This is a genomic window from Mesorhizobium sp. ArgA1, from assembly GCF_053714375.1.
Map to the genome: position 1 here is coordinate 876,633 of NZ_JBSKBQ010000001.1, position 23,049 is coordinate 899,681.

At 61.5% G+C, this 23,049-nt stretch carries 20 protein-coding genes; 8 read left to right on the forward strand and 12 right to left on the reverse strand.

Going from position 1 to position 23,049, the window contains the following annotated elements; genetic code table 11:
- Positions 1-38: 38 nt before the first annotated feature.
- Positions 39-1,796, forward strand: a complete 1,758-nt coding sequence (locus ACWGTI_RS04255; protein WP_454585946.1) for a DNA methyltransferase — start codon at positions 39-41, stop codon at positions 1,794-1,796.
- Here ACWGTI_RS04255 and ACWGTI_RS04260 read toward each other — a convergent pair.
- Positions 1,793-2,758: an IS1595 family transposase gene (locus tag ACWGTI_RS04260; RefSeq protein WP_454585947.1), complete on the reverse strand. Its 966-nt coding sequence runs from the start codon at positions 2,756-2,758 to the stop codon at positions 1,793-1,795. The two genes, ACWGTI_RS04255 and ACWGTI_RS04260, sit on opposite strands and share 4 nt — an antisense overlap.
- Before the next feature lie 109 nt (positions 2,759-2,867).
- Here ACWGTI_RS04260 and ACWGTI_RS04265 point away from each other — a divergent pair, with 109 nt between their 5' ends.
- Entirely contained in the window at positions 2,868-3,077 is a 210-nt protein-coding gene (locus tag ACWGTI_RS04265) for a helix-turn-helix domain-containing protein (protein WP_454586477.1), read from the forward strand.
- A gap of 162 nt (positions 3,078-3,239) precedes the next feature.
- Here ACWGTI_RS04265 and ACWGTI_RS04270 read toward each other — a convergent pair whose 3' ends face one another.
- A complete protein-coding gene (locus tag ACWGTI_RS04270; RefSeq protein WP_454585948.1) occupies positions 3,240-3,809 on the reverse strand; it encodes a hypothetical protein in 570 nt (189 codons plus the stop codon).
- 362 nt (positions 3,810-4,171) lie between these two features.
- Between ACWGTI_RS04270 and ACWGTI_RS04275 the strand changes: the two genes are divergently transcribed.
- The 3 genes from ACWGTI_RS04275 to ACWGTI_RS04285 all read left to right on the forward strand — a co-directional run bounded on the left by ACWGTI_RS04275 (position 4,172) and on the right by ACWGTI_RS04285 (position 7,885).
- Complete coding sequence (locus ACWGTI_RS04275; RefSeq protein ID WP_454585949.1) at positions 4,172-5,716, forward strand: sugar ABC transporter ATP-binding protein; 1,545 nt, start codon at positions 4,172-4,174, stop codon at positions 5,714-5,716.
- Positions 5,713-6,684, forward strand: a complete 972-nt coding sequence (locus tag ACWGTI_RS04280) for an ABC transporter permease (protein WP_454585950.1) — start codon at positions 5,713-5,715, stop codon at positions 6,682-6,684. Before ACWGTI_RS04275 ends, ACWGTI_RS04280 begins: the two co-directional genes overlap by 4 nt.
- Positions 6,685-6,898: 214 nt before the next feature.
- A complete protein-coding gene (locus ACWGTI_RS04285; RefSeq protein WP_454585951.1) occupies positions 6,899-7,885 on the forward strand; it encodes an ABC transporter permease in 987 nt (328 codons plus the stop codon).
- A 280-nt stretch (positions 7,886-8,165) separates the two neighbouring features.
- Here ACWGTI_RS04285 and ACWGTI_RS04290 read toward each other — a convergent pair whose 3' ends face one another.
- The 5 genes from ACWGTI_RS04290 to ACWGTI_RS04310 all read right to left on the reverse strand — a co-directional run bounded on the left by ACWGTI_RS04290 (position 8,166) and on the right by ACWGTI_RS04310 (position 14,172).
- Positions 8,166-8,606 carry a hypothetical protein gene (locus ACWGTI_RS04290; RefSeq protein ID WP_454585952.1) on the reverse strand — a complete coding sequence of 147 codons (441 nt, stop codon included), beginning with the start codon at positions 8,604-8,606 and terminating at the stop codon, positions 8,166-8,168.
- 235 nt (positions 8,607-8,841) lie between these two features.
- Positions 8,842-9,579: a DCL family protein gene (locus ACWGTI_RS04295; RefSeq protein WP_454585953.1), complete on the reverse strand. Its 738-nt coding sequence runs from the start codon at positions 9,577-9,579 to the stop codon at positions 8,842-8,844.
- On the reverse strand, positions 9,579-12,185 hold the full coding sequence (locus ACWGTI_RS04300) for a DEAD/DEAH box helicase (RefSeq protein WP_454585954.1): 2,607 nt from the start codon (positions 12,183-12,185) through the stop codon (positions 9,579-9,581). Before ACWGTI_RS04300 ends, ACWGTI_RS04295 begins: the two co-directional genes overlap by 1 nt.
- Complete coding sequence (locus ACWGTI_RS04305) at positions 12,182-13,126, reverse strand: HamA C-terminal domain-containing protein (RefSeq protein ID WP_454585955.1); 945 nt, start codon at positions 13,124-13,126, stop codon at positions 12,182-12,184. The genes ACWGTI_RS04300 and ACWGTI_RS04305 overlap by 4 nt, the downstream gene beginning before the upstream one ends.
- Before the next feature lie 164 nt (positions 13,127-13,290).
- Positions 13,291-14,172 (reverse strand): transcriptional regulator GcvA, encoded by an 882-nt coding sequence (locus ACWGTI_RS04310; protein ID WP_454585956.1) that lies wholly within the window; start codon positions 14,170-14,172, stop codon positions 13,291-13,293.
- A gap of 124 nt (positions 14,173-14,296) precedes the next feature.
- Between ACWGTI_RS04310 and ACWGTI_RS04315 the strand changes: the two genes are divergently transcribed.
- Together ACWGTI_RS04315 and ACWGTI_RS04320 are read left to right on the forward strand one after the other, a co-directional pair.
- Entirely contained in the window at positions 14,297-14,776 is a 480-nt protein-coding gene (locus ACWGTI_RS04315) for a VOC family protein (protein ID WP_454585957.1), read from the forward strand.
- A 34-nt stretch (positions 14,777-14,810) separates the two neighbouring features.
- The gene (locus ACWGTI_RS04320) at positions 14,811-15,542 is read left to right on the forward strand and encodes an SDR family oxidoreductase (RefSeq protein WP_454585958.1); all 732 of its coding nucleotides are present in this window, start codon (positions 14,811-14,813) and stop codon (positions 15,540-15,542) included.
- A gap of 87 nt (positions 15,543-15,629) precedes the next feature.
- Here the strand turns inward: ACWGTI_RS04320 and ACWGTI_RS04325 are convergent, their stop codons facing one another.
- Both ACWGTI_RS04325 and ACWGTI_RS04330 read right to left on the reverse strand, forming a co-directional pair.
- Positions 15,630-15,989 carry a hypothetical protein gene (locus ACWGTI_RS04325; protein ID WP_454585959.1) on the reverse strand — a complete coding sequence of 120 codons (360 nt, stop codon included), beginning with the start codon at positions 15,987-15,989 and terminating at the stop codon, positions 15,630-15,632.
- 89 nt (positions 15,990-16,078) lie between these two features.
- Positions 16,079-17,227 (reverse strand): amidohydrolase, encoded by a 1,149-nt coding sequence (locus ACWGTI_RS04330; RefSeq protein WP_454585960.1) that lies wholly within the window; start codon positions 17,225-17,227, stop codon positions 16,079-16,081.
- A gap of 234 nt (positions 17,228-17,461) precedes the next feature.
- On the opposite strand from ACWGTI_RS04330, the gene ACWGTI_RS04335 reads away from it, so the two are divergent.
- Positions 17,462-18,451: a GlxA family transcriptional regulator gene (locus tag ACWGTI_RS04335; protein ID WP_454585961.1), complete on the forward strand. Its 990-nt coding sequence runs from the start codon at positions 17,462-17,464 to the stop codon at positions 18,449-18,451.
- Here ACWGTI_RS04335 and ACWGTI_RS04340 read toward each other — a convergent pair.
- Genes ACWGTI_RS04340 through eglC form a run of 3 tightly spaced genes read right to left on the reverse strand, consistent with a single transcriptional unit; the run spans position 18,438 to position 22,958 of the window.
- On the reverse strand, positions 18,438-19,757 hold the full coding sequence (locus ACWGTI_RS04340) for an HlyD family type I secretion periplasmic adaptor subunit (protein ID WP_454585962.1): 1,320 nt from the start codon (positions 19,755-19,757) through the stop codon (positions 18,438-18,440). The two genes, ACWGTI_RS04335 and ACWGTI_RS04340, sit on opposite strands and share 14 nt — an antisense overlap.
- Before the next feature lie 3 nt (positions 19,758-19,760).
- The gene (locus ACWGTI_RS04345) at positions 19,761-21,533 is read right to left on the reverse strand and encodes a type I secretion system permease/ATPase (protein ID WP_454585963.1); all 1,773 of its coding nucleotides are present in this window, start codon (positions 21,531-21,533) and stop codon (positions 19,761-19,763) included.
- On the reverse strand, positions 21,534-22,958 hold the full coding sequence (gene eglC / locus ACWGTI_RS04350; protein WP_454585964.1) for an endo-1,3-1,4-beta-glycanase EglC: 1,425 nt from the start codon (positions 22,956-22,958) through the stop codon (positions 21,534-21,536).
- Positions 22,959-23,049 lie beyond the last annotated feature (91 nt).

Here is a 23,049-nt window from a genome sequence, read left to right on the forward strand (position 1 = left end):
TCCATTCACAATCTATCGATGGGCAAAGGGACTGGCTGATGAACAAGCTGTTCTTCGGGGACAATCTCGACTGGCTATCACAGTTTGATGCAGCCAGCGTCGATATGATTTACCTCGATCCGCCATTCAATTCTCAGGCGACTTATAACATCCTGTACCGCTCTCCGACCGGAAAAGATGGAGGTGCGCAATATCAAGCTTTTGAGGATTCTTGGCAGTGGGGACCGGCTGCGGATCACGCGTTCGCGTTGGTGCGCAATAGTCACTCGCCGGCCTATGGCATTCTTACCGCTTTGAACAACTTCATGCAGAAAAGCGACCTTATGGCCTACTTGACCATGATGACGGCTAGGCTGCTTGAAATGAAGCGCGTTCTTAAACCTACAGGCAGCCTATTTCTGCACTGCGATTCCAGCGCCAGCCACTATCTGAAAATCCTGCTCGACCAGATTTTCAGCGACGGCGAATTTCGGAATGAAATCATCTGGCGCCGATCTACGGGCAAATCGTTGATGACGCGCCGGTTGCCCACAAATCACGATTCAATATTGCTCTATTCTGGTGGCAACAACGAATGGAACGCGGACGAGGGGTTTGCTCCGTATGATCACGACAACCTCCCGGAGACAATCAAAACCAAATACCGGTACGTAGATGCCGATGGTCGGCGGTACAGGCTGGACAATCTTATCAATCCGAACTCCAACCGGCCAAATCTAACCTACGAATTTCTCGGCGTAACAAGGGTATGGCGCTGGACAAAGGACAGGATGCAGGCGGCATATGATGCCGGTCTCATCGTGCAGAACGCCGCCGGCCGTGTTCCAAGCTTTAAGCGCTATCTAGACGAGCAACGCGGGATGCCGCTGGACGACGTGTGGACGGACATCCCTCCCATCAATTCTCAAGCCCAAGAGCGTCTTGGCTACCCGACCCAAAAGCCGCTCCCCCTGCTTGAGCGCATCATTCGATTGAGCACAAAACCTGGTGACGTGATCCTTGACCCCTTTTGCGGCTGCGGCACCGCAATTGAGGCGGCGCAACGGCTCGGACGGCAATGGATCGGCATTGACATCACGGTGTTGGCTATCGACGTTGTGGAGCGTCGCCTGCGCAAAATGAAGCTTAAGAACAAGGTCGATTATGAAGTGGAAGGGATTCCGCGCGATGTTGATGCCGCGCAAAGACTCTTCGATGAAGATCCCCACGATTTCCAATTGTGGGCGCTCACCATGGTAGACGGCCAGCCTCGCGATGGCGGCAAGCGTGGTGCTGACAAAGGCGTGGATGGGCTTATCTATTACTCGCACGACGCCAATACCATCCGCCCAGCTATCGTCTCTGTAAAAGGTGGGAGGAACATTCACGCCGACCATATCCGCGACCTGATCGGCACCATGCATAGTCAGGGGTCGGATATAGGTGTCTTCGTGACGCTTCATGAGCCGACTTCCGCAATGGTGCGGGCGGCAAGGGAGGCCGGCTCCGTAGAAGCGTTCAATCGCCTTCGCTCGCGCGTCCAAATCCGCACAATCGCTCAATTGTTTGAAGGCCAGCGGCCGGATTTGCCGCCAGTTCATGACATTATATCGGCGGCGTCAGCAGCGAGACGCATGTCTGCGCGGCGCAGTCCTCCAACCATGACGCCAGAGCAAATGCGGGCTCAACCTTCGTTCAAGTATCCAATTGAAGGCGGCAGGGCAAAAGATGCTCAAAAAGGTCTCGATTTGGACGAGCCCTTGCTAGTTCCGCAAGTTGCGACGCCTACGCGGAAGGGGACGCGTCGCAAGGCTTAGCCAGCAGACCTTTGCCAGTAGCCAGCCCATACGCGACTAACCGGATGATTGAGCGAAGCGTTGGCCACAGCGAGGTATTGCTCGCCATTGCTGACACGCCGGTTATCTTCACGCCATGACATCTCCGACGCATAGGCGTGAAGGTAGCGGCCGCTGATTTGGTGATGGGTGCCGATCTCGGCGCGGCGCAGACGGGAGAAAAAGCTTTCGGCCTGATTGGTGCAGGCGCCGTCGTCTGAATAGGCGTGCTGGTGATTGATGCGTTTGGTCAGGAAGCGGGCGTGCAGCCCATCCCAATGCGTCGCTTCGTCGGCGTATACAGTCGCCGTAGGATGAACGGCGCCGGCAATGTGAGAAACTGACTGCGCTTCGGTATTGAACACCTTGGTCAAGGTGCGGCCGGCGCGCTCACGCATCACGACGACAACGCGGCGTTTGCCGGTCTGGTGGCGAGCAAGGCGGCGGTCGATCCGATCGGCCTTGTAGTTGGCAGGGCGGATATGTCCGCCGAAATAGGCACCGTCCACTTCGACATGCCCGGCAAGCTGCCCAACCTGGGCCTGCTCAGCGGCAATGGCTTCGCGAAGCTTGTGAGCCAGCACGAAAGCGGTCTTGTATTGCACGTCGAGGTCGCGGCTCAATTGCAGCGCGGCATAGCCCTTCGCACCATTTACGAAGATGGCAATAGCCAAGAGATAGTCGCGGATGGGCATCTTGCGATTGGCGAAGATGGTGCCGGACGTAACGGAAAACTGCTTCTGACAGGCTTTGCACTTGAAGATGCGACGAGCCTTGAAGCTATAGCAGGCATCGCAATCGCAATATGGGCAGACGGGCTTGCCATCCGTCTCAACCCAGCGAATGGCTTGGAAGGCGTTATGCGCCTGTTCCTCGCTCATACGCGCAACCTTCGCCAGAGAAAGCGAGCGAGCTGCGGTTGAAAGGAGGAAGTGCTGGGCCATCACTACGTCAACGATTTTCGTTGACCTTAGTGATAATGGTTGAAAAGACTGAGGTCAACAAAAATCGTTGGTGTTGACGAAAATAGTTTTGTCGATTATGGCTCATGACATGACGCCCCAACAATGCCGTGCTGCCCGTGGGTGGCTAGACCTGTCACAATCCGAACTGGCCGATGCCGGCGGTGTTTCGCTGTCAACAGTGCGGGACTTTGAAAAGGGTCGCCGCGTTCCTATTGGCAACAATATGAACGCCTTGCGCTCGGCATTGGAAACGCGAGGCATCAACTTCACAGATAACGGCATAACCGGGCCGCTGTAGAAGCAGGCCCGGTTTGACGAATCCATCAGATTCTGTTAGGTGATTTGGTGGACCGACGGGGAGTCGGACCCCGCGCCCCATGGTGCAAACCCAGGAACGGAAACCACTTCCCGGCCCACACAGGCGACCAAGGCGCGCCAACGCCTCAGCCGCCCGAACGGGTCAAAAGTTCATGTTGTCATGTTCCACCTCCCGGCCGGGCTCACCGCCTTGCGCACTGGGTTGAGACAAGCCCGCTGACTGTTCCCCCTCGGAAACTGGGTCAGCGGGTTTTTCGTTGAACGGAAGCGGTTCGCTCGCCAGCATATACAACGGCGAGTCATCGTCCTTAAGAAGGCGCCCATCCTTGGGCTGCGCCATCCGCCACATAGTCGTGCTAACGCTGGTGGACCCCTTCAAGTCCGACCAATAGCGCTCAGAAATCGCCTTGGTCACATCCTTCGGTTCCATGCCACGCCGCCCTTGGCGATAGCTATTGGCCATAACGACAAGGATCATCTCTGGCATCGTCGGAAGCCCGTCCGGCTTTGCGCTAGCAGCATTCTCCGGCTTCGGTTCATCTGCCGCGCCAGCCGGAGGCCACTCTGCACCAGACAGACGCGCAATGACGCGCCCGGCTATATCAAGCTCGGGAAGCTCTGATTCCAATTTCGCTATCTCGTCCCTGTGGCGAGCAATCTGTTGCTCGACCTCTCGGTAGCGGATGGAAATAAGGTTAAGATCGTGTGCCATGGTGGCGATATAACCCCATGGCCGATTCGATGCAATAGTCCGTGCAATGGCAATTGTGAGAAAATCGTTCCAGCTTCGTTCCGGTGTAATGCGTGATATGCATTACGCATAATATGCATTACGCATAATCAGGTGTGACAGCTACATAATGCCGGGCTTCTGCCTTCTCCCCTTGTGGGAGAAGGTGGATCGGCGCGCAGCGCCGAGACGGATGAGGGGTGAGTGGCGGAATGAGGCGTTGGTGTTTTCTGGAACACCCCTCATCCGACCTCGCTTCGCGAGGCCACCTTCTCCCACAAGGGGAGAAGGGGTCACCGTCGCTTCGGCCATCCATTTGAACGCTTGACCCGAGAACCAACCATTTGACCACCAGCCCCCTCCTCGACGCGTCAGGCGTCGCCAAGAACTACGGCGCCGTCGCAGCGCTGCGCAACGCGTCGCTATCGGTCCTGCCGGGGGAGGTGCACGCCCTGATGGGCGCCAATGGCGCCGGCAAGTCGACGCTGGTGAAGATCCTGACCGGCGCCATTCCGGCCAATTCTGGGCGCATCCTGATCCGCGGCGAGGCACGCGACATACGCTCGCCCGCTGCCGCGCGCCGCGCCGGGCTTTTGCCGGTCTACCAGGAGCCGTCGCTGATCCCCGATCTCGACGTGCTGTCCAATCTCAGGCTGACCGGCACGCCGGTCGAGCCGTTCCGCGCCTGGGTGCGCGAGTTGGGCATCACCGACCTCGACCTGCGCGACACCGCGCGCGACATTCCGCTGGCGGTGCTGCGCGTACTCGACCTTGCGCGTGCGCTGGCTGTCGAGCCCGACGTGCTGTTGCTCGACGAGATGACGGCGGCACTGCCCGCCAACCTCGCCGAAAAAGTGCTGGAAGTGGTGCGCCGCCAGGGCGATTCAGGCCGTGCCGTGATCTTCATCTCGCATCGCTTCGTCGAAATCTCGGCGCTATGCGACCGCGCCACCGTGCTGCGCGACGGCGAGACTGTCGGCGTCGTCGACATCGTGCCGGGCGTCGAGGAAAAGATCGTCGAGCTGATGCTCGGCACCCGCATCGTCAAGACCCATGTCGCCGCCCGCAGCGCCGCCGAGAAGGCCGCGCCCGCCGCTGCCCGGCCGCGCATTTCGGTGCACAACCTGCGCGTCGGCACCAAGCTCAGCGACGTCTCCTTCGATCTCGCCGATGGCGAGGTCGCCGGCGTCGTCGCGCTCGAAGGCCAGGGCCAGGACGAGTTGTTCGCCGCCCTTGCCGGCTCGATCCGGCCCTCCGGCGGCACGATCGAAGTCGATGGCAAACCAGTAAAATTTTCGCACCCGATCGACGCCATTCGCGCAGGCATTGCCTATGTGCCGGGCGACCGTTCGGAGGCGCTCGCCATGCAGCGCTCGGTGCGCGAGAACATTGCGCTGCCCTTCAGCGCAGCGCTCCGCAATTGGGGCCCGATCAATATGCGCCGCGAGCGCGCCACCGTGCTCAGCGCCATCGAGCGGCTGCAGATCGACACCCGCGCGCAAGGCGAGGTGCAGCGCCTGTCCGGCGGCAACCAGCAGAAGGTGACCATCGCCCGCTGGATCGCGGCGAACGCCCGCACGATCCTGTGCTTCGACCCGACGCGCGGCATCGATGTCGGCACCAAGCAGGAGATTTACAAGCTGCTGCGCGAGCTCGCCGGCAACGGCAAGTCGGTGCTGTTCTACACCTCCGAGCTGGAAGAGGTGCAGCGCGTCTGCGACCGCGTCATCGTCATCTTCGGCGGCCACCTGGTCGACATTTTTCCGGTCGAGGAGGCCGACGAGCCGGCGCTGATGCGAGCCGCCTACGGCCTGCCGCGCGGCGCCAAGGCCGATATCGGCATTCTGGCCGATCCCACTTCCTCCGGCGCCTCGGGGGCTACGCCATGAGCCATTTCCTGCGCCGCCAGGGCTGGGTCGTCGGCCTGTTCGCCCTGCTCATCGTGCTGTTCATTGCGACCAGGATCATCCAGCCCGCCTATGGCAGCGGCGATTTCGGCTCGCTCGCCCGCGCCGTCCTGCCCTACGCCTTTGCCGTCGCCGCGCAGACGGTGGTGGTCATCGCCGGCGGCATCGACCTGTCGGTCGCCGCCATGATGGCGCTGACCAGCGTCACCGCAGCGTCGATGATGAATGGCGCGAGCGAGGAATACGCGCTGTTCGTCGTGCCTTTCGTGCTCGCCATGGGTTTCGTGTTCGGAGCGCTCAACGGCCTGCTCATCGTCGTCACCCGCGTGCCGGACATTGTCGTCACGCTCGCCATGCTGTTCGTGCTGCAAGGCGCGGCCCTTCTGGTGCTCGACGCGCCGGGCGGCGCCGCCGCCGAGTGGCTGAAGGCGCTGATCTCCGGCACCGTGCCGATCCCCGGCCTGCCCGACGCCGTCGACGCATGGCTGCCCAAGGCGCTGCTGGTGCTGATCGTCTGCTTGTGCATCATCTGGATACCGCTCAGGCGCTCGCGCCTCGGCCTCTCCATCTATGCCATCGGCTCGAGCGAGCTGGCGGCGTTCCGCTCAGGCGTGCCGGTCAAGCGAACTCGCATCATCGCCTATGCGCTGTCTGGCCTGTTCGCCGCCTTTGGCGGCCTGGCGCTGACCATGAGCACCGGCATCGGCGCCCCCATCCCCGGCCCTTATCTGCTTGCCAGCGTTGCCGCCGTCGTACTGGGCGGCGTGGCGCTCGGCGGCGGCAAGGGCGGCCTCATCGGCCCCATCGTCGCCGTCTTCGTGCTGCGGCTGGTCCGCACGGATCTCACCCTGCTCGCCATCGACCCCAACGTCACCGCCATCATCGAAGGATTGATCATGGTGGCGGTGGTGATGTTCGGCGCGTTTATTACCATGCGGGGGCGGCAGTGATGTGGGAGCATCGGCGCGCCCTTCTTCCTTCCCCCCTTGTGGGGGAAGGTGGATTGCCGCGCAGCGGCAAGACGGATGAGGGGTGTTCCAGGAAACACCAACGTCTCACTCCGCTGGAGCACCCCTCATCCGTCTCGGCGCTAAAGCGCCGATCCACCTTCTCCCACAGGGGGAGAAGGGAAGTCGCGCCAACCCCATCGCGAAGAGTCATGCCATGAGCACCACCGCGATCACACCCCAACCCCTCCCCCTCGGCCGCCGCATAAAACGCTTCATGGCCGACCGGCCGCTCATCCCGCTGGTCATCCTGCTCGTCCTCCTGGTGGTGATCCTGCAGATCTTGCGCCCCGGCATCGTCAACGAGCGCTGGATCGCCAACACCATCAAATTCGCCATTCCCTTGGCGATTCTCGCGGGCTGCCAGACCATGACCATGCTGACCGGCGGCATCGACCTTTCGGTCGGCACGGTGGCGACGATGAGCGCCTTCATCATGGCGACGCAAGTGGTCAACCAGGACCCGGCGGTGGCCTTCCTGCTGGCGATGATGCCGGCGGTGCTGATCGGCCTCGTCAACGGCATCGGCGTCGGCGTCTTCCGCGTCCACCCGCTGATCATGACGCTGGGTACCAGCCTGATCGGCACCGGCTGCCTGCAGGTCTACCAGCGCACGGTGATCGCCTCGGGCGCCAAGATCCCAGATTTCCTCGCCTGGCTCGGCACCGGCGTCACCTGGGGCTTCCCCAACGCGCTGCTTCTGTTCCTGCCGCTAGCCGCCCTCGTCGTCTTCACGCTCGCCCGCACCGGATTCGGCCGCCTGCTCTACGCCGTCGGCGACAATGAGCGCGCAACGCGCCTGTCGGGCGTGCAATACTGGCAGGTCATCACCGCGCTCTACGTCACCTCCAGCGTGCTCGCCGGCATCACCGGCCTGCTCTATATCGGCCTGATCAAGGCCCCGTCGCTGTCGCTCGCCGAACCGCTGGTGCTGCCCTCGGTGGCCGCCGCCGTGATCGGCGGCACCTCCATCTTCGGCGGCCGCGGCGGCTACACCGGCACCATCATCGGCGCGCTCATCCTGACCGTGCTGACGACGCTGCTGACGATCCTGCAGATGCCGGAGGGAGCGCGGCGGATCCTGTTCGGGCTGATCGTGCTGTTCGTGACGGCGGCGTATCTCAGGATTGTGGAGGAGCGGTAGGCGGCCGACAGTTGAGCCTATCTCGTCGCAAAACCAGGCTTGCTGGATAGGGCGCTCCCCCTCTCCGTCTCGACTTCGTCGAGCCACCTCTCCCCCGCTCACGCGGGGGCGAGGAACGCAAGCTTTGAAAGGTCGCGACCTTCTACGATTAGCGTTTCCTCGCCCCCATGCAATGGGGGAGAGGTGGCTCGGCGAAGCCGAGACGGAGAGGGGCTGGCGCTGCCCTACGCGATTACCACCGGCCTCAGCGAACTCGCCCACCCAGAGCGCATCCGCGCCCCTACTTCAACGAAATCGCCATCCCGCTGAGATCCGCATTCACCTGCAATCCCACCTGCCGGCCCGTAAGCTCGAGCTGGGCGCCCTTGTCGTTGGTCATGACGATCACCTGCGCGCCCTTGCCGAGCGCGCCGCCACCGCCCGCCGCGCCGTAAACCCCGGTCGCATCCCGGACCCTGCGGATATGGCGCACGGTGCCGCGGAAATAGGTCTTGGAAACGCCGAAGGCGAAGCCGCCCGAGACACCGCCGATCGAGATGGGATAGGTGCGGCCATGGAAGGTCAGCGTGCCCTCGCCGCCGGAGCCGCCGACGAAGAAGGCCGCCTTGTAGACGGCAAAGCGGATCGTGCCGCTGTCGGCATGCGCGGCACTGGCAGCGCTGACAGCAACAGTGGCGATGGCCGCAACCGCGAGCGAACGAAAGCTGGACGAGATGGTCATGATAAGCTCCTCAAGAGCGCCGCTCACCCAACAGGCAGGGCTCGTCGGCGTCGAATCCAACTGGAACAGTTTAGGCTGGGATTTGGTTCCAGGGCTGGCGGGGTGGGTTCGAGAGGATCCGCACGAAATGAGGCGAACAGCAGGCGCAGCCATACGCCGATTAGCACGCAGTAGACTCCAGCCATGCCCACGAAAGCGCGACCAATCAGCCTCGCCCTAGACCTTGCTCTTCGGGCTATTTAAGATGCAACGGGCGCTTCACAACTAAGGACATAGTGGTGCTTCCAGCAGGTCTCGACTTGGCTACAATGCGCAACACTGCAACCTTCTGGTGATAGTTTTTGAACTCGCGCGCCAATCCGTCGTCTGCAAAATGCGTCGATAACTGCGCATCTTGGGAAAACGTGAGCGTACCCGTAGGAAACTCATGTTCCCATCCTTTGAACTTGCGAAAGTCGTTTACAATCGTGCCGAATGTGGGATTGGCGTGGCTAAGATTAGCATCGGCATAAACGACAAACTTGCCAGTGATATCGCATTCGATTTCACCATCGGCATTGGCAAAGTGATCAAACTGCCGCTGTTTTAAATGCAACAGGTCCAATGAAACCGCATTGTGGCAGGCATCGTAGAATTCCTGCGATTGAGGTCTAGGACTGCCGTCAACGGCCTTTACATAGCTAAAATCGGTCGACGTCTTGTCGATTCGAACAACCCAGAATCCTGGGCTTGACCACCCATCGCCCTTGTTCAGTCGTCGCTCAAACCGCTCAATCCCTGCGCCTATCTTCGGCGCACCTTCAGCCACCAAAACATCGAAACGCTCTAATAGAGCCGAGAGATCACTATGATCGTTGTAATCAGTAATTACATCTCCATCGTTGTATCGACCAAGCATCTCTTTGAAGTGCTGCTTGGCGGTAGTTTTTGCTTTCCAAACTCGACCGTTTGTCAACTCTACTGACTTTGGCATTAAGCATCCCCCAAAATAGTTTTCACAAGTACTTTCTCACGAACCTCACGAAGAACTATAGCTGGCAAGCCGATGCCATCAAGTTCTTCCCGGCGCTCCTGAACCCACCGAATGCAACCATCCCCATCCAAGTCGTCGCGCGCGATGATTTCGTAGAGGGCAACGGCGCCAATGCGGGACATTCCGAGCTCCATAAGCGACCGCATTGTGATGGAAGTAACACCAAATTCGAGCGCGACACCAATGTCCAAGTCATTGTCGATGAGGTCATCTCTCCCAATAGCGCGTAGATGTTGATTCAAGACATCGACGTAAGCTGAGAAATATCGTGGCGCCAGAAAACGTGCTGTACTTTCTATAAGCTCCAATGTGTTACGTATCACTGTTGCGGTGTCGAATGACACACCTTGGCGCTGAAGGTACTCCATCCGCTTACGGATGATGGTCGGCAGTGAGAAACCTTTCATCCACTCTAAAACGATCAGCGCATGAAGCGGAATGAGGGTACCAGGGAGGAACACAACAAGAACATACTGATTCAGTCGCTCCATGATTTTGGTGAAGCGGTCGTAGGCGTCGACACTCTCAGATGGGGCCAACAACAGATCTTCAGGGGGTCCCGGGTAGGTTCTAAAGTACGTCAGAAGGCGCTCTAAGCCGAACAGGCTGACGCCAGGGTTGCGAGAACCGATATCCGGGTTGACGCTCATGCCGGCAGTCGCTCGCGCTAGGACATCTTCGAGTTTGCGAACATCCTCAGCCGACTTGCGCTTGGCCCATGGTGCGGCACTGAGAGAGAGTTCGCGCAGGTACGTCGTTGTCAGATATGCGCTAACCTGTTCAAATGTTCTGACTTCGTTGGCATCTTGTGTGTTCGCAGTCGACCGGTCAGCAATATAGGCCGTGAGTCCGTCAATTTTTGACATGGCCGTATCTGTCTCGCGGTGGATCGAGTAGCGCGTCCGCTGAGGTACACCCGACGGCCAGATAGACTTGTCCGATGCATCGATGCAGATGATATTACCTTGGAATTCATCGCCCCAGCGCCCCGCTCGTCCCGCTAGATTCCAGAAGTCGTGAGATTCCATGGCGGTGGTCTTACCTTTTCTTGGCCCACGGACAACGATGGTCCTACAGGACAGATTAACGCCTTCGATTAAGGTGGACGTGCATACAAGAAACTTCAGCTTGCCCTTTCTGAACAGTCGCTCAATCTCAAGTCTGACTAGGGAAGGCATGTTGCCATAGTGGAACGCAACACCGCGTTCAACCAGTTGCGCAAGCATGTAACTTTTGTGCACGCACCTCCGTGCAAGATCAGCTAGATCAGCGAGTTCTTGATCAACTACTGGCGTTTCTTCCGTCAGCTGACTGATAAGTAGAGCCACCGCTTCCGCATCGGCAGCGCCATTAGCATAGACAAGGGTGCCACCACGCTGCCCCACGGACGCGGCAATAAAGGCGAGGCGCTTTCTCATCGTGTTCGGCTTGCTTGGCAGGGTCAGCGTACCGATAGGCAGGTACTCTTGGCCGTCACGGAACTGAAGCGCCCACTTGGTTGGCTTTGCCGGAAGCTGGTGGGCGACAATGACATTCTGCAGAACGGTGGCAACGTCGCTGTCTACGGCGAGTTTCGGCGTGACATCCGGCGCATCCTCCAGAAGAATTTCGGGGTTTTGCGTTGCCGGGCTGACAAAGGCGACACGCATAGCCGGGCTAGCGCGCAGGAGCCGTTCGATCGCGTCCTGAAGAATGACACCTCGCTGAGGGTCACCGATCTTGTGGGCCTCATCGACGACCATGAGATCGATTTCCAGTTTCTCCTTCATGAGGTTCGCGAGGAGATGAAGCCTCTCTTGGGTGAACACAAACACGCATTTTTTGGAGTCCTTTGATGCGGCGATATATTTTTGCGCCGAGGGAAGAGAAGTTACCTCCGCGTCCAGATCGGACTGGGATATAATCTGCGTCAACGAGGCTTCTATTTCCGAGACCAATGCGCGGGTCGGTGCGAGATAAACAGCTCTGTGAACTTTGCCCGCCCCGAGCGAGTCGACAAGCCATTTCAACACTAGAAATGTCTTTCCGGAGGCGGTCGGCGCGGAGGCTGACAACCAAGCCCGATCATTGGCGGCAGCCGACCAGAACTTCAATTGGAATTCGTTGACAGCCAGTCTTTCGCCGGTTGCCTCGAGGAGAACCGAGCTGTCCAACTGCCTTCGCTGATCTTCTATTCGCAGGGCAATCCCCAACCTAGATTCCAGGTTTGGACGCAACCGACCGCGTTGTTCAGCTAAGGCGGCGGACCGGCGGTTTGATAGTTTGTCGAATAGTACCGCAGCAGCATCTCTCACCGATTCAGAAGTGGAAAGCAGCATAGCGCCGGTCGCTATTCGCAAACTCGCTTCTTTGTGCGCTCTGTTCGTCGATCTTGCGAGAATGCTTCCTGCAAAAATCAAACGTGGCCAGTCGAATGTGACGTTTTCTAGCGATGGGTCCTTTGCCACGTTGTCGAGCTCGAGCAGCGTTGTGACGAGGCCCAGTTGCTGAAGCTCACGATGCAGTGACGTCTCGGAGAGCCAGTTTTGAAGTTCACTTTCGGTCATGAAAGTCCCATAGCCTCAAGGAACGCTTCTCTGAATTTCTCGACCGAAGGCAGGGGTAAGCAAAGAAAGTGAACCTCAAAATGCTCGAGCTTTTCAACGGTTAGCCTGCGCCCGACTGCCGTCTTCCAATTCTCCAGGCCGGCCTTCGCCGCCAATACCATGTCATCCAACACGCCCCTCGTGTCGCTCAACGGGTAAAAATCAGCATCAAAGCCGACCAAGGCAACACCGCAATACTCAACTCGGTTAGATAGGATCGACGTCTTATCGAAGTAGCGCTTTAGCGCCTCGGACAGACGCGGGTCACCGAGATCGGCTTTATCACTGAGGAGCAAGAGGTCACGTTCGCGCGAAGATTGTTCATGATCTTCTTCGAGAAGGAACGGGGCCAGCGATGCGAGGCAGTCCCGAATGGCATCAGTCGGATCGCCGTAGACCTTCGACTCACCCCAATACAGTTTCAACCGCCCATCATCTGTAACAGCTGCGTAGACGCCGTCGGCACCGTGATAGTGCATCTGAGTGTCAGTTTTCAGATCCATTTTGCATAGGATGTGCGGCAGCCCAAGGAAGCGCTCTGCCAACAGGAACAAAAGCATCTCGCCCCCCTCGCCCGTTGTTGCAAGGTCGGTGAAAACCGCTCGCGCTTCTTGATGAAGCGCTGAAACTGCGGCGGTTGAATGAAACTTCGCGTCGCGCTGTCTTGCCTCTTCAATACGTTTGCGCGGAATAGCATAGTCAGCAGCCGCGTTGCGCATGAATTCTACGAGCCGCTTTACCCTTACTCTTCCATTTGCATCCGTTGTTAGGCAATGGCAGTGCACTGTTACCTTGTGTCCATCAATTTCGATATCTCTATCGACGAGACGTAAATGTAGGTCCAATTCTTCTGGGTCTCCCGACAGAATCATGTCGAGTTCTGCGCCCGTAATCTCTGGCATTTGGTATTCCCAGCCCTAATCCCGACTGGATAGTGCGAGTTTCTGGCTGCGTACGCAAGACAGGTGCGCGTTCAGCTCGGGCTGACTGCTTCGCTCTCGGCTAAGCTCCCCGTGACCAAACATAACCGCCGGACGCGACAGCTTCTAGGCGAGCCTGCGGACCCCTACCCCACCTCCGCAAACAGCCAATCCCTGAACGCCCTCACCTTCCGCTGCCTTATCGCCTCCGGCGGGTACACCACGTAAAAGCTCGAAACCGCCTTCAGCGCGTGGTCGAAAGGCCGCACCAGCCTCCCCGTCGCGAGGTCGGCTGAGACCAGCATGGTGCGGCCGAGCACCACGCCTTCGCCTTGCACGGCCGACTCGACGGCGAAGGTGGCGGAATCGAAAGTCAGCCCGCTGTTGGGGTCGACGCCTTCGACGCCGGCGCTGGCCAGCCACGCCGCCCAGTCGATGCGGTAGCCATCGCGGATCAGCGTGTGGTGTTTGAGGTCCTCAGGCTTCCGCAGCGGATGCGGGCCTTCGAGCAGCCGCGGGCTGCAGACCGGAAAAACCTCCTCGCCGGTGAGGAATTCCGACGTCAGGCCGGGGTAATGGCCGCCGCCATAGCGGATGGCGATGTCGATGCCGTCGCCGAGGAAATTGGTCAGCTTGCCTGACGTCGAGACGCGCACATCGATGTCGCCATGCGCGCGGTGGAAACGGTAGAGCCGGGGCACCAGCCACTTGCCGGCGAAGCCGTCCGAGGTGCTGACGTTGAGGCTCGTGTTGGAATGGCGCGATGTCGCCACCTGCGTCGCCACGGTCAACTGGTAGAGCATCTCGCGCACCGCGCGCGCATAGGGCTCGCCGACCGGGGTGAGGCGCACCGAGCGCGTCGCGCGCTCGAACAGCTGCACGCCGAGCTGCTCCTCGAGATGCTTTATCGCCCGGCTGATGGCGCCATGGGTGACGTTGAGCTCGTCGGCCGCCCTGGAGAAATTCAGATGCCGGGCGGCGGCCTCGAAGGCCGGCAATGCGTTGAGCGGTGGCAGCTTGCGAGGCATGTGAGCGCCAAAGATTTGTGAGCGTTGGTAACAAATACTTGCCAAATTTTGGTTTGTCCATTGAGCTTTTGCCAGTCACAAATCCTCACAAGATTTGTGATCAAACCTCACTCAGGAGGACGACATGGCCACCATCCACCCCTTTCTCTGGTACACCGGCAATGCCGAGCAAGCCCGCGACTTCTATCTCTCTGTGTTCAGGAACGGCCGCGCGCTGGAGACGGTGACCTTCACCGACAATGTCGGCGGCACCGGCGTGCCGCACGCGATCTTCGACTTCGAGCTCGAAGGGCTGCGGCTGACGGCGCTCAATGCCGGCGGGATGCCGGCCTTCAACGAGCGGATGTCGCTCTACATCGAGACGAAGGACCAGGCCGAGACCGACTATTACTACCAGGCGCTGACAGCAGGCGGCGGCTCGGAAAAGCCCTGCGGCTGGCTGCAGGACAAGTTCGGCGTCTACTGGCAGGTCATTCCGGAAGCCGCGATCCGGCTGATGAACGATCCCGATCGCGACAAGGCGCATCGCGCGCGGCAGGCGATGTATTCGATGAGGAAGATCATCCTCGGCGATATCGAAGCCGCGCACGCCGGCCGTTCGTAAGTCAAACCCGACATTCCCGAAACAGGAGGTAGCAATGGCACCGCTCAAGGGACAAAGGATCGTTGTCGTCGGCGGCAGTTCCGGCATCGGTCTCGGCGTGGCAAAGGCCGCGCTCAACAATGGCGCAGAGGTGGTGATCGTCGGCCGCTCGCCCGACCGGCTGAAGGCGGCTGAGAAGGCGCTTGGCACGAATGCCAGACTGAAAAGCATCGCCGCAGACATGACCAGGGAAGCGGAGATCGCCCGCCTGTTCGACGAAGTCGGTGCCTTCGACCATCTGGTGTCTACCGCCGGCACGCCGCCGCCGAACTATCCGATCGGCGACGCCGACATCGATTTCGTGCGCGGCTTCGTCGACAACAAGCTGATCGGTGCGGTGATGCTGGCCAAGCACGCCGTGCGCGGCCTGAAGAAGGGCGGCTCGATGATTTTCACCTCGGGCATCAACAAGGACCGGCCGCCGGTGCCCGGCGGTTCGGTCGTCTCGGCGATCGCCGGCTCGTTCAGCTATTTCGCCCGCGCCCTGGCGCAGGAACTCGCCCCCACCCGCGTCAACATCGTCTCGCCCGGCTGGGTCGATACGCCGATGTGGGACGAGTTGGTCGGCGAGGCGAAGTCCGTCTACTTCGCCGCCATGGCCGACCGCGTGCCGGCAGGCAAGGTCGCGGCGCCAGCCGATGTCGCGCCGGCCTATCTCTATCTGATGGGCAGCGACTTCATGACCGGCGAGACGATCCACATCGATGGTGGGCAAAGGCTGGTGTGAGCGGCACGGAGCGGGCAATCGCATAAGGCGTTCCCCCACTGGGGCCGATCTCTGCAATTGCTGTCGGGCAAGCCAAAAAGTGCGGCCCTACGGATATTTCGCTGGCTTTGGCGCGTAGATTTGCGGATCGAAGTCCAAGTCCTTCGGCAGTGGCAGGCTCGAGCACTGCAGATGCACCTGGCGGGCAATCAGCCTTCGCTGCTGCTGCTGATGCTCCTTTGCCGCCGCGACGAGGCCCATGCTGTACGGCCCAAGCAGCACGCCGAAGCCCCATCCCGGCTGCCCCTTCTCGCGCTGGTCGTAATTCATGGCATCGGTGCGGGCCCGCTGACATTCCGGCGTCGCCCATTTCGGATCCTGCGGCGAAAGCGACGCGCCGTACTGGGCCGGAGAACTGACGCATCCCGCCACTGTCGCGGTCAACGCGACGACCACTGCAATCCTCATCCGCAAGCCCCTCCTAATTTAGGACGGCGACTACAGGATGATTCGAGCCGCAAAAAGGCAGCTTCAGGATGCGGATTTCGCACAGCCGCTCAGCCCAAAAGGTTGCGCGCCGTGCGCATGAAGATTGCCGAACCGATCGGGATCAGATCGTCTGGAAAGTCATAGTCGGGATTGTGCAGCGAAGGCGTGCGCTCGCCGGCGCCGAGGAAGAACATCGCCGACCTGGCCTTGTGGCCGAAAATGCCGAAGTCTTCCGAAGCGCGCATCGGCAGGGCTTCCTCGCTGCGCGCGACACCTTCTTCGTCCAACGCGCGGTTCAGATGCTCCACCGCGTCGGCTGCGTTGACGCTGGCGACGAAGATCTCGTGATAGTCGCAGCGGACGGACAGGTGATGCTCGCCGGCGATCCTGGCGGCCAGCGCTTCCGCGGCACTGACCAGCTCCGCCATGCGCTCGTCGCGCCTTGTGCGCAGCGTCGCCCACACCTCGGCATGACCGGGCGCAATGCCGAACACGGCCTCGCCCATCGTCGCATGGGTGACGGTCACCATGCTGAAATCGTCATCGGCAAAAGTGCCGCGTCCGAGTGCCGGCAGCGCCGGCATCAGCTGGCTAATCGCCAGCATCGGCGACACGCCGGTTTCGGGCATGGACGAATGCGCGGTCTTGCCTTCCAGAACGATGCGGATGCCGCGCGAGGCGCAGTTGACCACGCCTTCCCTGAGGCGGACCTCACCGAACGGCACGCCGGGCATATTGTGCAGCGAGAAGGCAAAATCCGGGGCGATCTCGCCAAAGCGCGGATCGGCGACGACGCCGGCCGCGCCATTGCCGGTCTCCTCCGCCGGCTGGAACATCAAGACGACGCGGCCGCGCGCTGGCCGTTCGCGCCCGAGCTGGCGGCCGAGCGCGGCCAGGATCGCGGTATGCCCGTCATGGCCGCACATATGCGATTTTCCCGGCACCTGCGAGGCATGCTCGACGCCCGACAGCTCATGGATCGGCAGCGCATCGATCTCCGAGCGAAACAGCACCGTCGGACCTGCCTTGCCGCTGTCATAGACCGCCGCGACGCCGTGACCGCCCAAGCCGGTCAGCACCTTGTCCGGCGCCGTATCGGCGAGGAAAGCGACGACCTCCCTGGCGGTCTTTTCCTCTTCGTTCGAGATTTCCGGCTGCTGATGCAGCTTGCGGCGCCATGCCGTCAGCTCGACGATGTCGCGATTGGTCAGGGTCATGATTTTCCGCTCCGCTGGCGCTACAGATCACACAAACACGATAGGGTTTTTCTCGCGCCGTGCCATGCCGATCAATTCCGCTAGTCCATCCGTATGTCATCGTAGCGCTGCGGTCATCAATCTCATCTCCGACATCCTGCGGCCGCTCCTGACGAGTATGACGCGCACGCCTGTGCCAAACGGTAGATATCAGCGACAATATCCAAATCCAGTCGAGGGCAGTTCCGGAATACAATGGCCAGGCGGTTTGCGTTTCTCTTGGTTCGCGATTTCACCCTGTCGCCGCTGTCGCTGTTCATCGACACGCTGCGTCTGGCAGGCGATGAGGGCGACCGCAGCCGCAGGATCGAGTTCGACTGGGAGATCGTCGGCGAACGCGGCCTGCCGATCCGGGCGAGCTGCGGCGTCGAATTGCTGCCTACAAAGGCGATCGGCAATCCGGAGGAGTTCGACAATGTCGTGGTGGTCGGCGGCCTGCTCGACACCAACCGCATTCTCAGCTCCGAAAAGGAGGCCTTCCTGCTTCGCGCCGCCCAAAAGGGCGTGCCGCTGACGGCGCTCTGCACGGGCAGCTTCGTGCTCGCGCGCTATGGCCTGCTCGATGGCTACAGCGCCGCTGTGAGTTGGTTTCACATCAAGGACTTCCGCAGCCAGTTCCCTGATGTGAACGCCCATGCCGACAGCCTGTTTTCGGTCGATCGCGGCCGTTCGACCTGCGCCGGCGGCACGGGTGCAGCCGACCTTGCCGGTCATTTCGTCTCGCAGTTCATTGGCCGCAAGGCGGCGGAAAAAGCCGCCAAGATCCTGGTGCTCGACCGCATCCGCTCGAGCCGGGACGTACAGCCCGTCGGCGATCTCTTTCCCGCAGCATCAAGCCGCGCAGTGAAGCGGGCCTTGCTTCTGATGGAAAGCAACCTCCAGGAGACGCTGTCGGTCACCGAGATCGCGAGCCGCCTGAATTTGTCGCGGCGCCAGCTCGAGCGCCTGTTCGGCGCCGAGCTGGGCATCGGCCCGATGGCGGCCTATCTTGCGCTGCGCGTGCATCATGCGAAATCGTTGCTGGAGGCAAGCGACCTGCAGATCGGCGACATCGCCTACCGCTGCGGCTTTCCCAATGCCGGCCATTTCAGCCGCGTCTTCCGCCAGCAGACCGGCATCACGCCAACCCACCTCAGGCATCCGGGCCGCATGTCTGGCGGGGCGCCGCCGCCTACCGCTCCGTGAACGCCCGCGCGAACGAATCGAGCATCGGCCGTGCCAGATATTCGAAGAAAGTCCGGTCGCCGGTGCTGATAAACGCCTCGACCGGCGTTCCCGGGTAAAGCTGCTCGGCTTTCACGCCCTGCGGCAGCTTGTCCGTGATCTTCAGTTTGGCGCGGAAATACGCCTCATGCGTGGTTTCATCGATCAGCCGGTCGGCGGAAATTTGTGTCACCGTCGCCGGGACCTCAGGGGTGAGGCGCGCGTTCAGGGCCGACAGTCTGAGCTTCGCCGGCTGGCCGACGCGAACCAGATCCACGTCCCTCGGTCGCAGCTTCGCGTCGACGATGAGGCCCGACGCGGTGGGCAGGATTTCCATGATCTTCTGCCCGGGCGCAATCACGCTGCCCCTGGAATTATAGGTCGACGACACCACGATGCCGGCTGCCGGCGCCTCGATCGTCGTGCGCTTCAGCACCGCTTCGGCCGCCGTCATCTGTTCGCCGATGTCGGCCAGATTGGTGCGAACCTCGTCGAGCCTGGTGAGCGCCTCCTCGACGCGTTGCGTGGTCGCGCGCTCGACCTGCGCCTGGGCCTCGACGATCTGTGTCCTGGTCGCCGCCAGGTCCGCCTCCAGCGCGCCGGCCTGGCCGACCAGATCGGCCTCGCTGCGCAGAAGCTGCGAATATTCGCTGCGGTTGGTGAGGCCCTTGTCGAGCAGCCCGGTCTTGATGCCGAGCTCCTTTTTTACAATATCGGCCTGCTGCTGGATGGCCAGTTTCTGCGCGTCCAGGCCCAGCGCCGACTCGCGATGCGTGGCGACGCGCTGCGCCAGGATCGACTGCTCGGACCGGAACCGGGCGAGCCTGGCGTCGAACTCCTTCTGCTGTTCGTGCACCAGATTGTCGAAATCGCTCTGGAACGGCGCGGGTGCCGCCTCGGCGATCGGCGCCAGCCTGTCCGATCCGTCTCGCTCCGCTTCCAGCCGCGCCGCGCTCGCCCTGAGCGCGATCGACTGCCTGGTCAGCCGGTTGAGGTCGGCCTCGGCTGCCGTGCGATCGAGGAGGACCAGCGGTTCGCCTTGTTGCACGCGGTCGCCCTCATGCACCAGCAACCGCTCGATGATGCCGCCTTCCGGGTGCTGGATGAGGATGTTGCCGCCCGTTGCCGAGATCGTGCCGGACGTGATCACAGCGCCAGAGAGCGGCGCGCTCGCCGCCCAATAACCGAAGCAGCCGGCGAAGAGCGCGATGGCCGCGTAACCGACAACGGCCGAGCGCCGGAAGTCGGTGCGCGGTCGGCTTTCGAGGGCAAGGCTCTGCTCAGTCATTGTCTATGACCCGAAGCGGACGCTGTGCGGGCGGACGGTCGGCACGAATGAGCCTGTCACCACCGCGCTCCCGGCGACGCCCTTGTCGACCGTGGGTTGCCGCAGCACCTCGCTCGCGGGGCCGAAGGCTTCGATCGCGCCGTTGCGCAGCACCATCACGCGGTCGCAGGCCGCGGCGATCGACGGGCGATGCGTGATCACCAGCGCCGTGACGCCCGTGCCTCGCGCGGCTGACAGCATCGCTTCGAGCGCCGCTTCGCCGCTGCCGTCGAGATGGGCGTTGGGCTCGTCCAGCACCAGAATGCGGGGATTGCCGAAGAAGGCGCGCGCCAACCCGATCCGCTGCCGCTCGCCGCCCGACAGCACGGTGTGCGACGGGCCGATCATGGTCTGATAGCCGTCGCGCAACGTCAGGATCAGCTCATGCGCCCCGGCGCGCCTGGCCGCTTCGACGATCGCGGCGTCATCGGCAACGGGGTCGAAGCGGGCGACGTTTTGCGCGATCGATCCCGGGAAAAGCTCCACCTCCTGCGGGAGATAGCCCATATGCCTGCCAAGCTGGGTTTCGTCCCAGCTCCTCAGATCGGCGCCGTCGATCCTGACCGCGCCGCCGGTCGGCTGCGATGCGCCGACAAGCAATTTCGCCAGCGTCGATTTGCCGGCGCCACTCGGGCCGACGATCGCCACCGCTTCGCCGGCGCCGATGGCAAAATTCAGCCGCTTGAGGATGGGCTCTGTGCCGAAAGCCGCATTCGGCGCGATGAAGAAAAGATCCTGCACCGAAACCGCGCCGGACGGTTCGGGCAAAGCGAGCTTGCGCGCCTGCGCCGGTTGCGCGGCAAGCGCGGAGTCCAGCCGCTTCCAGCATCGCCTGGCGTCGACGATCTGCCGCCAGGATCCGATCAGCTGGTCGAGCGGCTGCAGCGCGCGCGACGACACCAGCGAGGACGCGAAGATCATGCCGGCGGTCATCTGCCCCTGCAGCACCAGCCACGCGCCGGCGCCGAGGATCGCCAGCTGCAGCATCATGCGCAGCGACCGCGATGTCGCGCTGAAGATGGCGTTGGCGCTTCCGGAACGGTCGTGCAGGGTCAGCGCCTCAGTGACGTGCTGCCCCCAAACCGCGGCCGCGTTTTGCACCATGCCCATCGCGCGCAGCGTGTCGGTGTTGCGGGCGAAGGCCTGCTCCGCCTGGCTGGCCACGGCAGAGCGTTCCGCAGACATGGCATCGTTCCTGCCGATGGCAAGCTGGTTGACCACGACCAGGAGAAACAGAAGCACGGCGCCTGCGAGCGTCAGCCAGAACAGCACGGGATGGATGAAATAGAGCAAGGCGAGGAAGACGGGCGCAAACGGCAGATCGAACAATACCGCCACGCCGCGCGACCTGATGAAGGAGCAGGCCGTGGCAAGGTCGCTCAGCGGCGACAGCGCGCTGCCGGCATATCTGGCGCCAAGCGAGACAGCGAACGTCCGCGCACCCAGTTTCTGGTCGACGGTAGCCGCAACACGCTGCGCGTAGATGGCGCGGACCGCATCCAGCAGGCCGAGGAAGGCGAGCGCAACAACCGCCATGACCGAGAGATAAAGCAGCGTCTCGACGCTGGAGGAGGGCAGCACCCGGTCATAGACCTGCAGCAGATAGAGCGGGATGACCAGAAGCAGGATGTTGATCAGTAACGAGAAGACGCCGATATCGGCGACAGCGCGCAGGAAGACCGGGCGCAGGGCGGGCCGGATGGCCGCATTCCTGAGCGGCGAGCGTTCCCGCGACATCTAGACCGCGTGCTCGCCTGTTGCGCTCAGATGGCTCTGCTGCACGTCGTCCAGCGTATAGGCGTGGATATAGTCGATCTTCATCTGTGCTGGCGTCGCGAGATGGTCCGGCGGCGCGCCGGCTTGACCGCCGACCGCGAGATCGACCAGCATGTACATGGGGCTGTGCATGTCGGACGGCGTCGCCGCTTCGGCGACCTTTACGCCATCATAGGTCCACACCAGCTCGTCCGGTGTCCACAGCAGGCCATAGGTGTGGAAGCCGGCGGTGTCCGAAACATTCACCGTCGACGAGACCGTGGTGTGCTGCCCCGTCTGATTCGTGTGCGCGGTCATCAGGAGCTGGTTCGGGTTCTGGCCGTACATTTCCACGACATCCAGCTCCGGCGGCCACGAGCCGTCTTCCGGCAGCAGCCAGAAAGCCGGCCAGGCCCCGGTGTTTTCGGGCAGGTCGGCCCGCATTTCGAAATAGCCATAGGTCTGCGAGAAGGAGTCGTGTGTGGTCAGGAGCCCGGAGGTGTATTCGTAGTTGTTGATCAGCGGCTTGATGTCCGCCGGCGCCTGCGCCGCGGTGATGGTAAGCACGCCGTTTGCCACGCTGAACGGGTGGACCGAACTCGTCGGCGCGTAATTGGCGTCGATATACCACTGCAGCTCGTTGTTCTGGGTCAACGTGCTGCCGTTCGGCGCGCCCCACCAGAAGTTGGTGTCCCACGTGCCGCCTTGGCTATTGTGAAGGTTCAGCGTGTTGAAGTCGTCGGAGAATGACAGCGTCATGCCGGACTTGTCGACCGGCAGTTCGAACTGGCCGGGCTGCAGCTTGTCGATGGTGGTGTTGTTGAACACCAGCACCTCGTCGGATCCGAGGGTCAGCGCAACGTTCGCTCCCGCCTGCATCATGTGCGCCTTGACGGCGTCGAACGACATGAAGTCGTAGCCATTGAGGCGAATGGTGTCGTCCGCGCCGAAATCCGTGATCAGGTCGCTGCCGTGGCCCTTGGTGATGATGAAGGTGTCAGCGCCGCCGCCGCCGATCAGTACGTCGTTGCCCAGGCCGCCGTCGAACGTCTGGCTGCTGGTGCCGCCCTTGATGATGTTGTCGAGCGAATTTCCGAACGCGTAGTGATTGGCGCCGGTGACGACGAGGTTCTCGAAATTGTCGGGGAGCTTGTAGCTCATCCAGGTGTCGATCGTGTCGATACCCTCGCCCGGCAGCTCGACCGCTTTGTTGATCGTCGAATAGAGATGGTAATAGTCGTCGCCCGCGCCGCCATACATGGTGACCCTGACGCTGGTATCGCCCCAGAAGGAATCGTTGCCCGAGGTGCCGTAGAGTTGCGGCCCGCCCCCGGTCGCCGAAAACCAGTGGGTGGAAGCGCCGGTGTAGGGAAGCGGAATGCCTTTGGCGTTCAGAACGGTGCTCATTCGGACACTCCTTGCACGTGCTGCCTTGATTGCTCGACAATCTCCGAGCGACCACTTCGGATCAACTTTTAAATTGATCCATCGTTCCAGG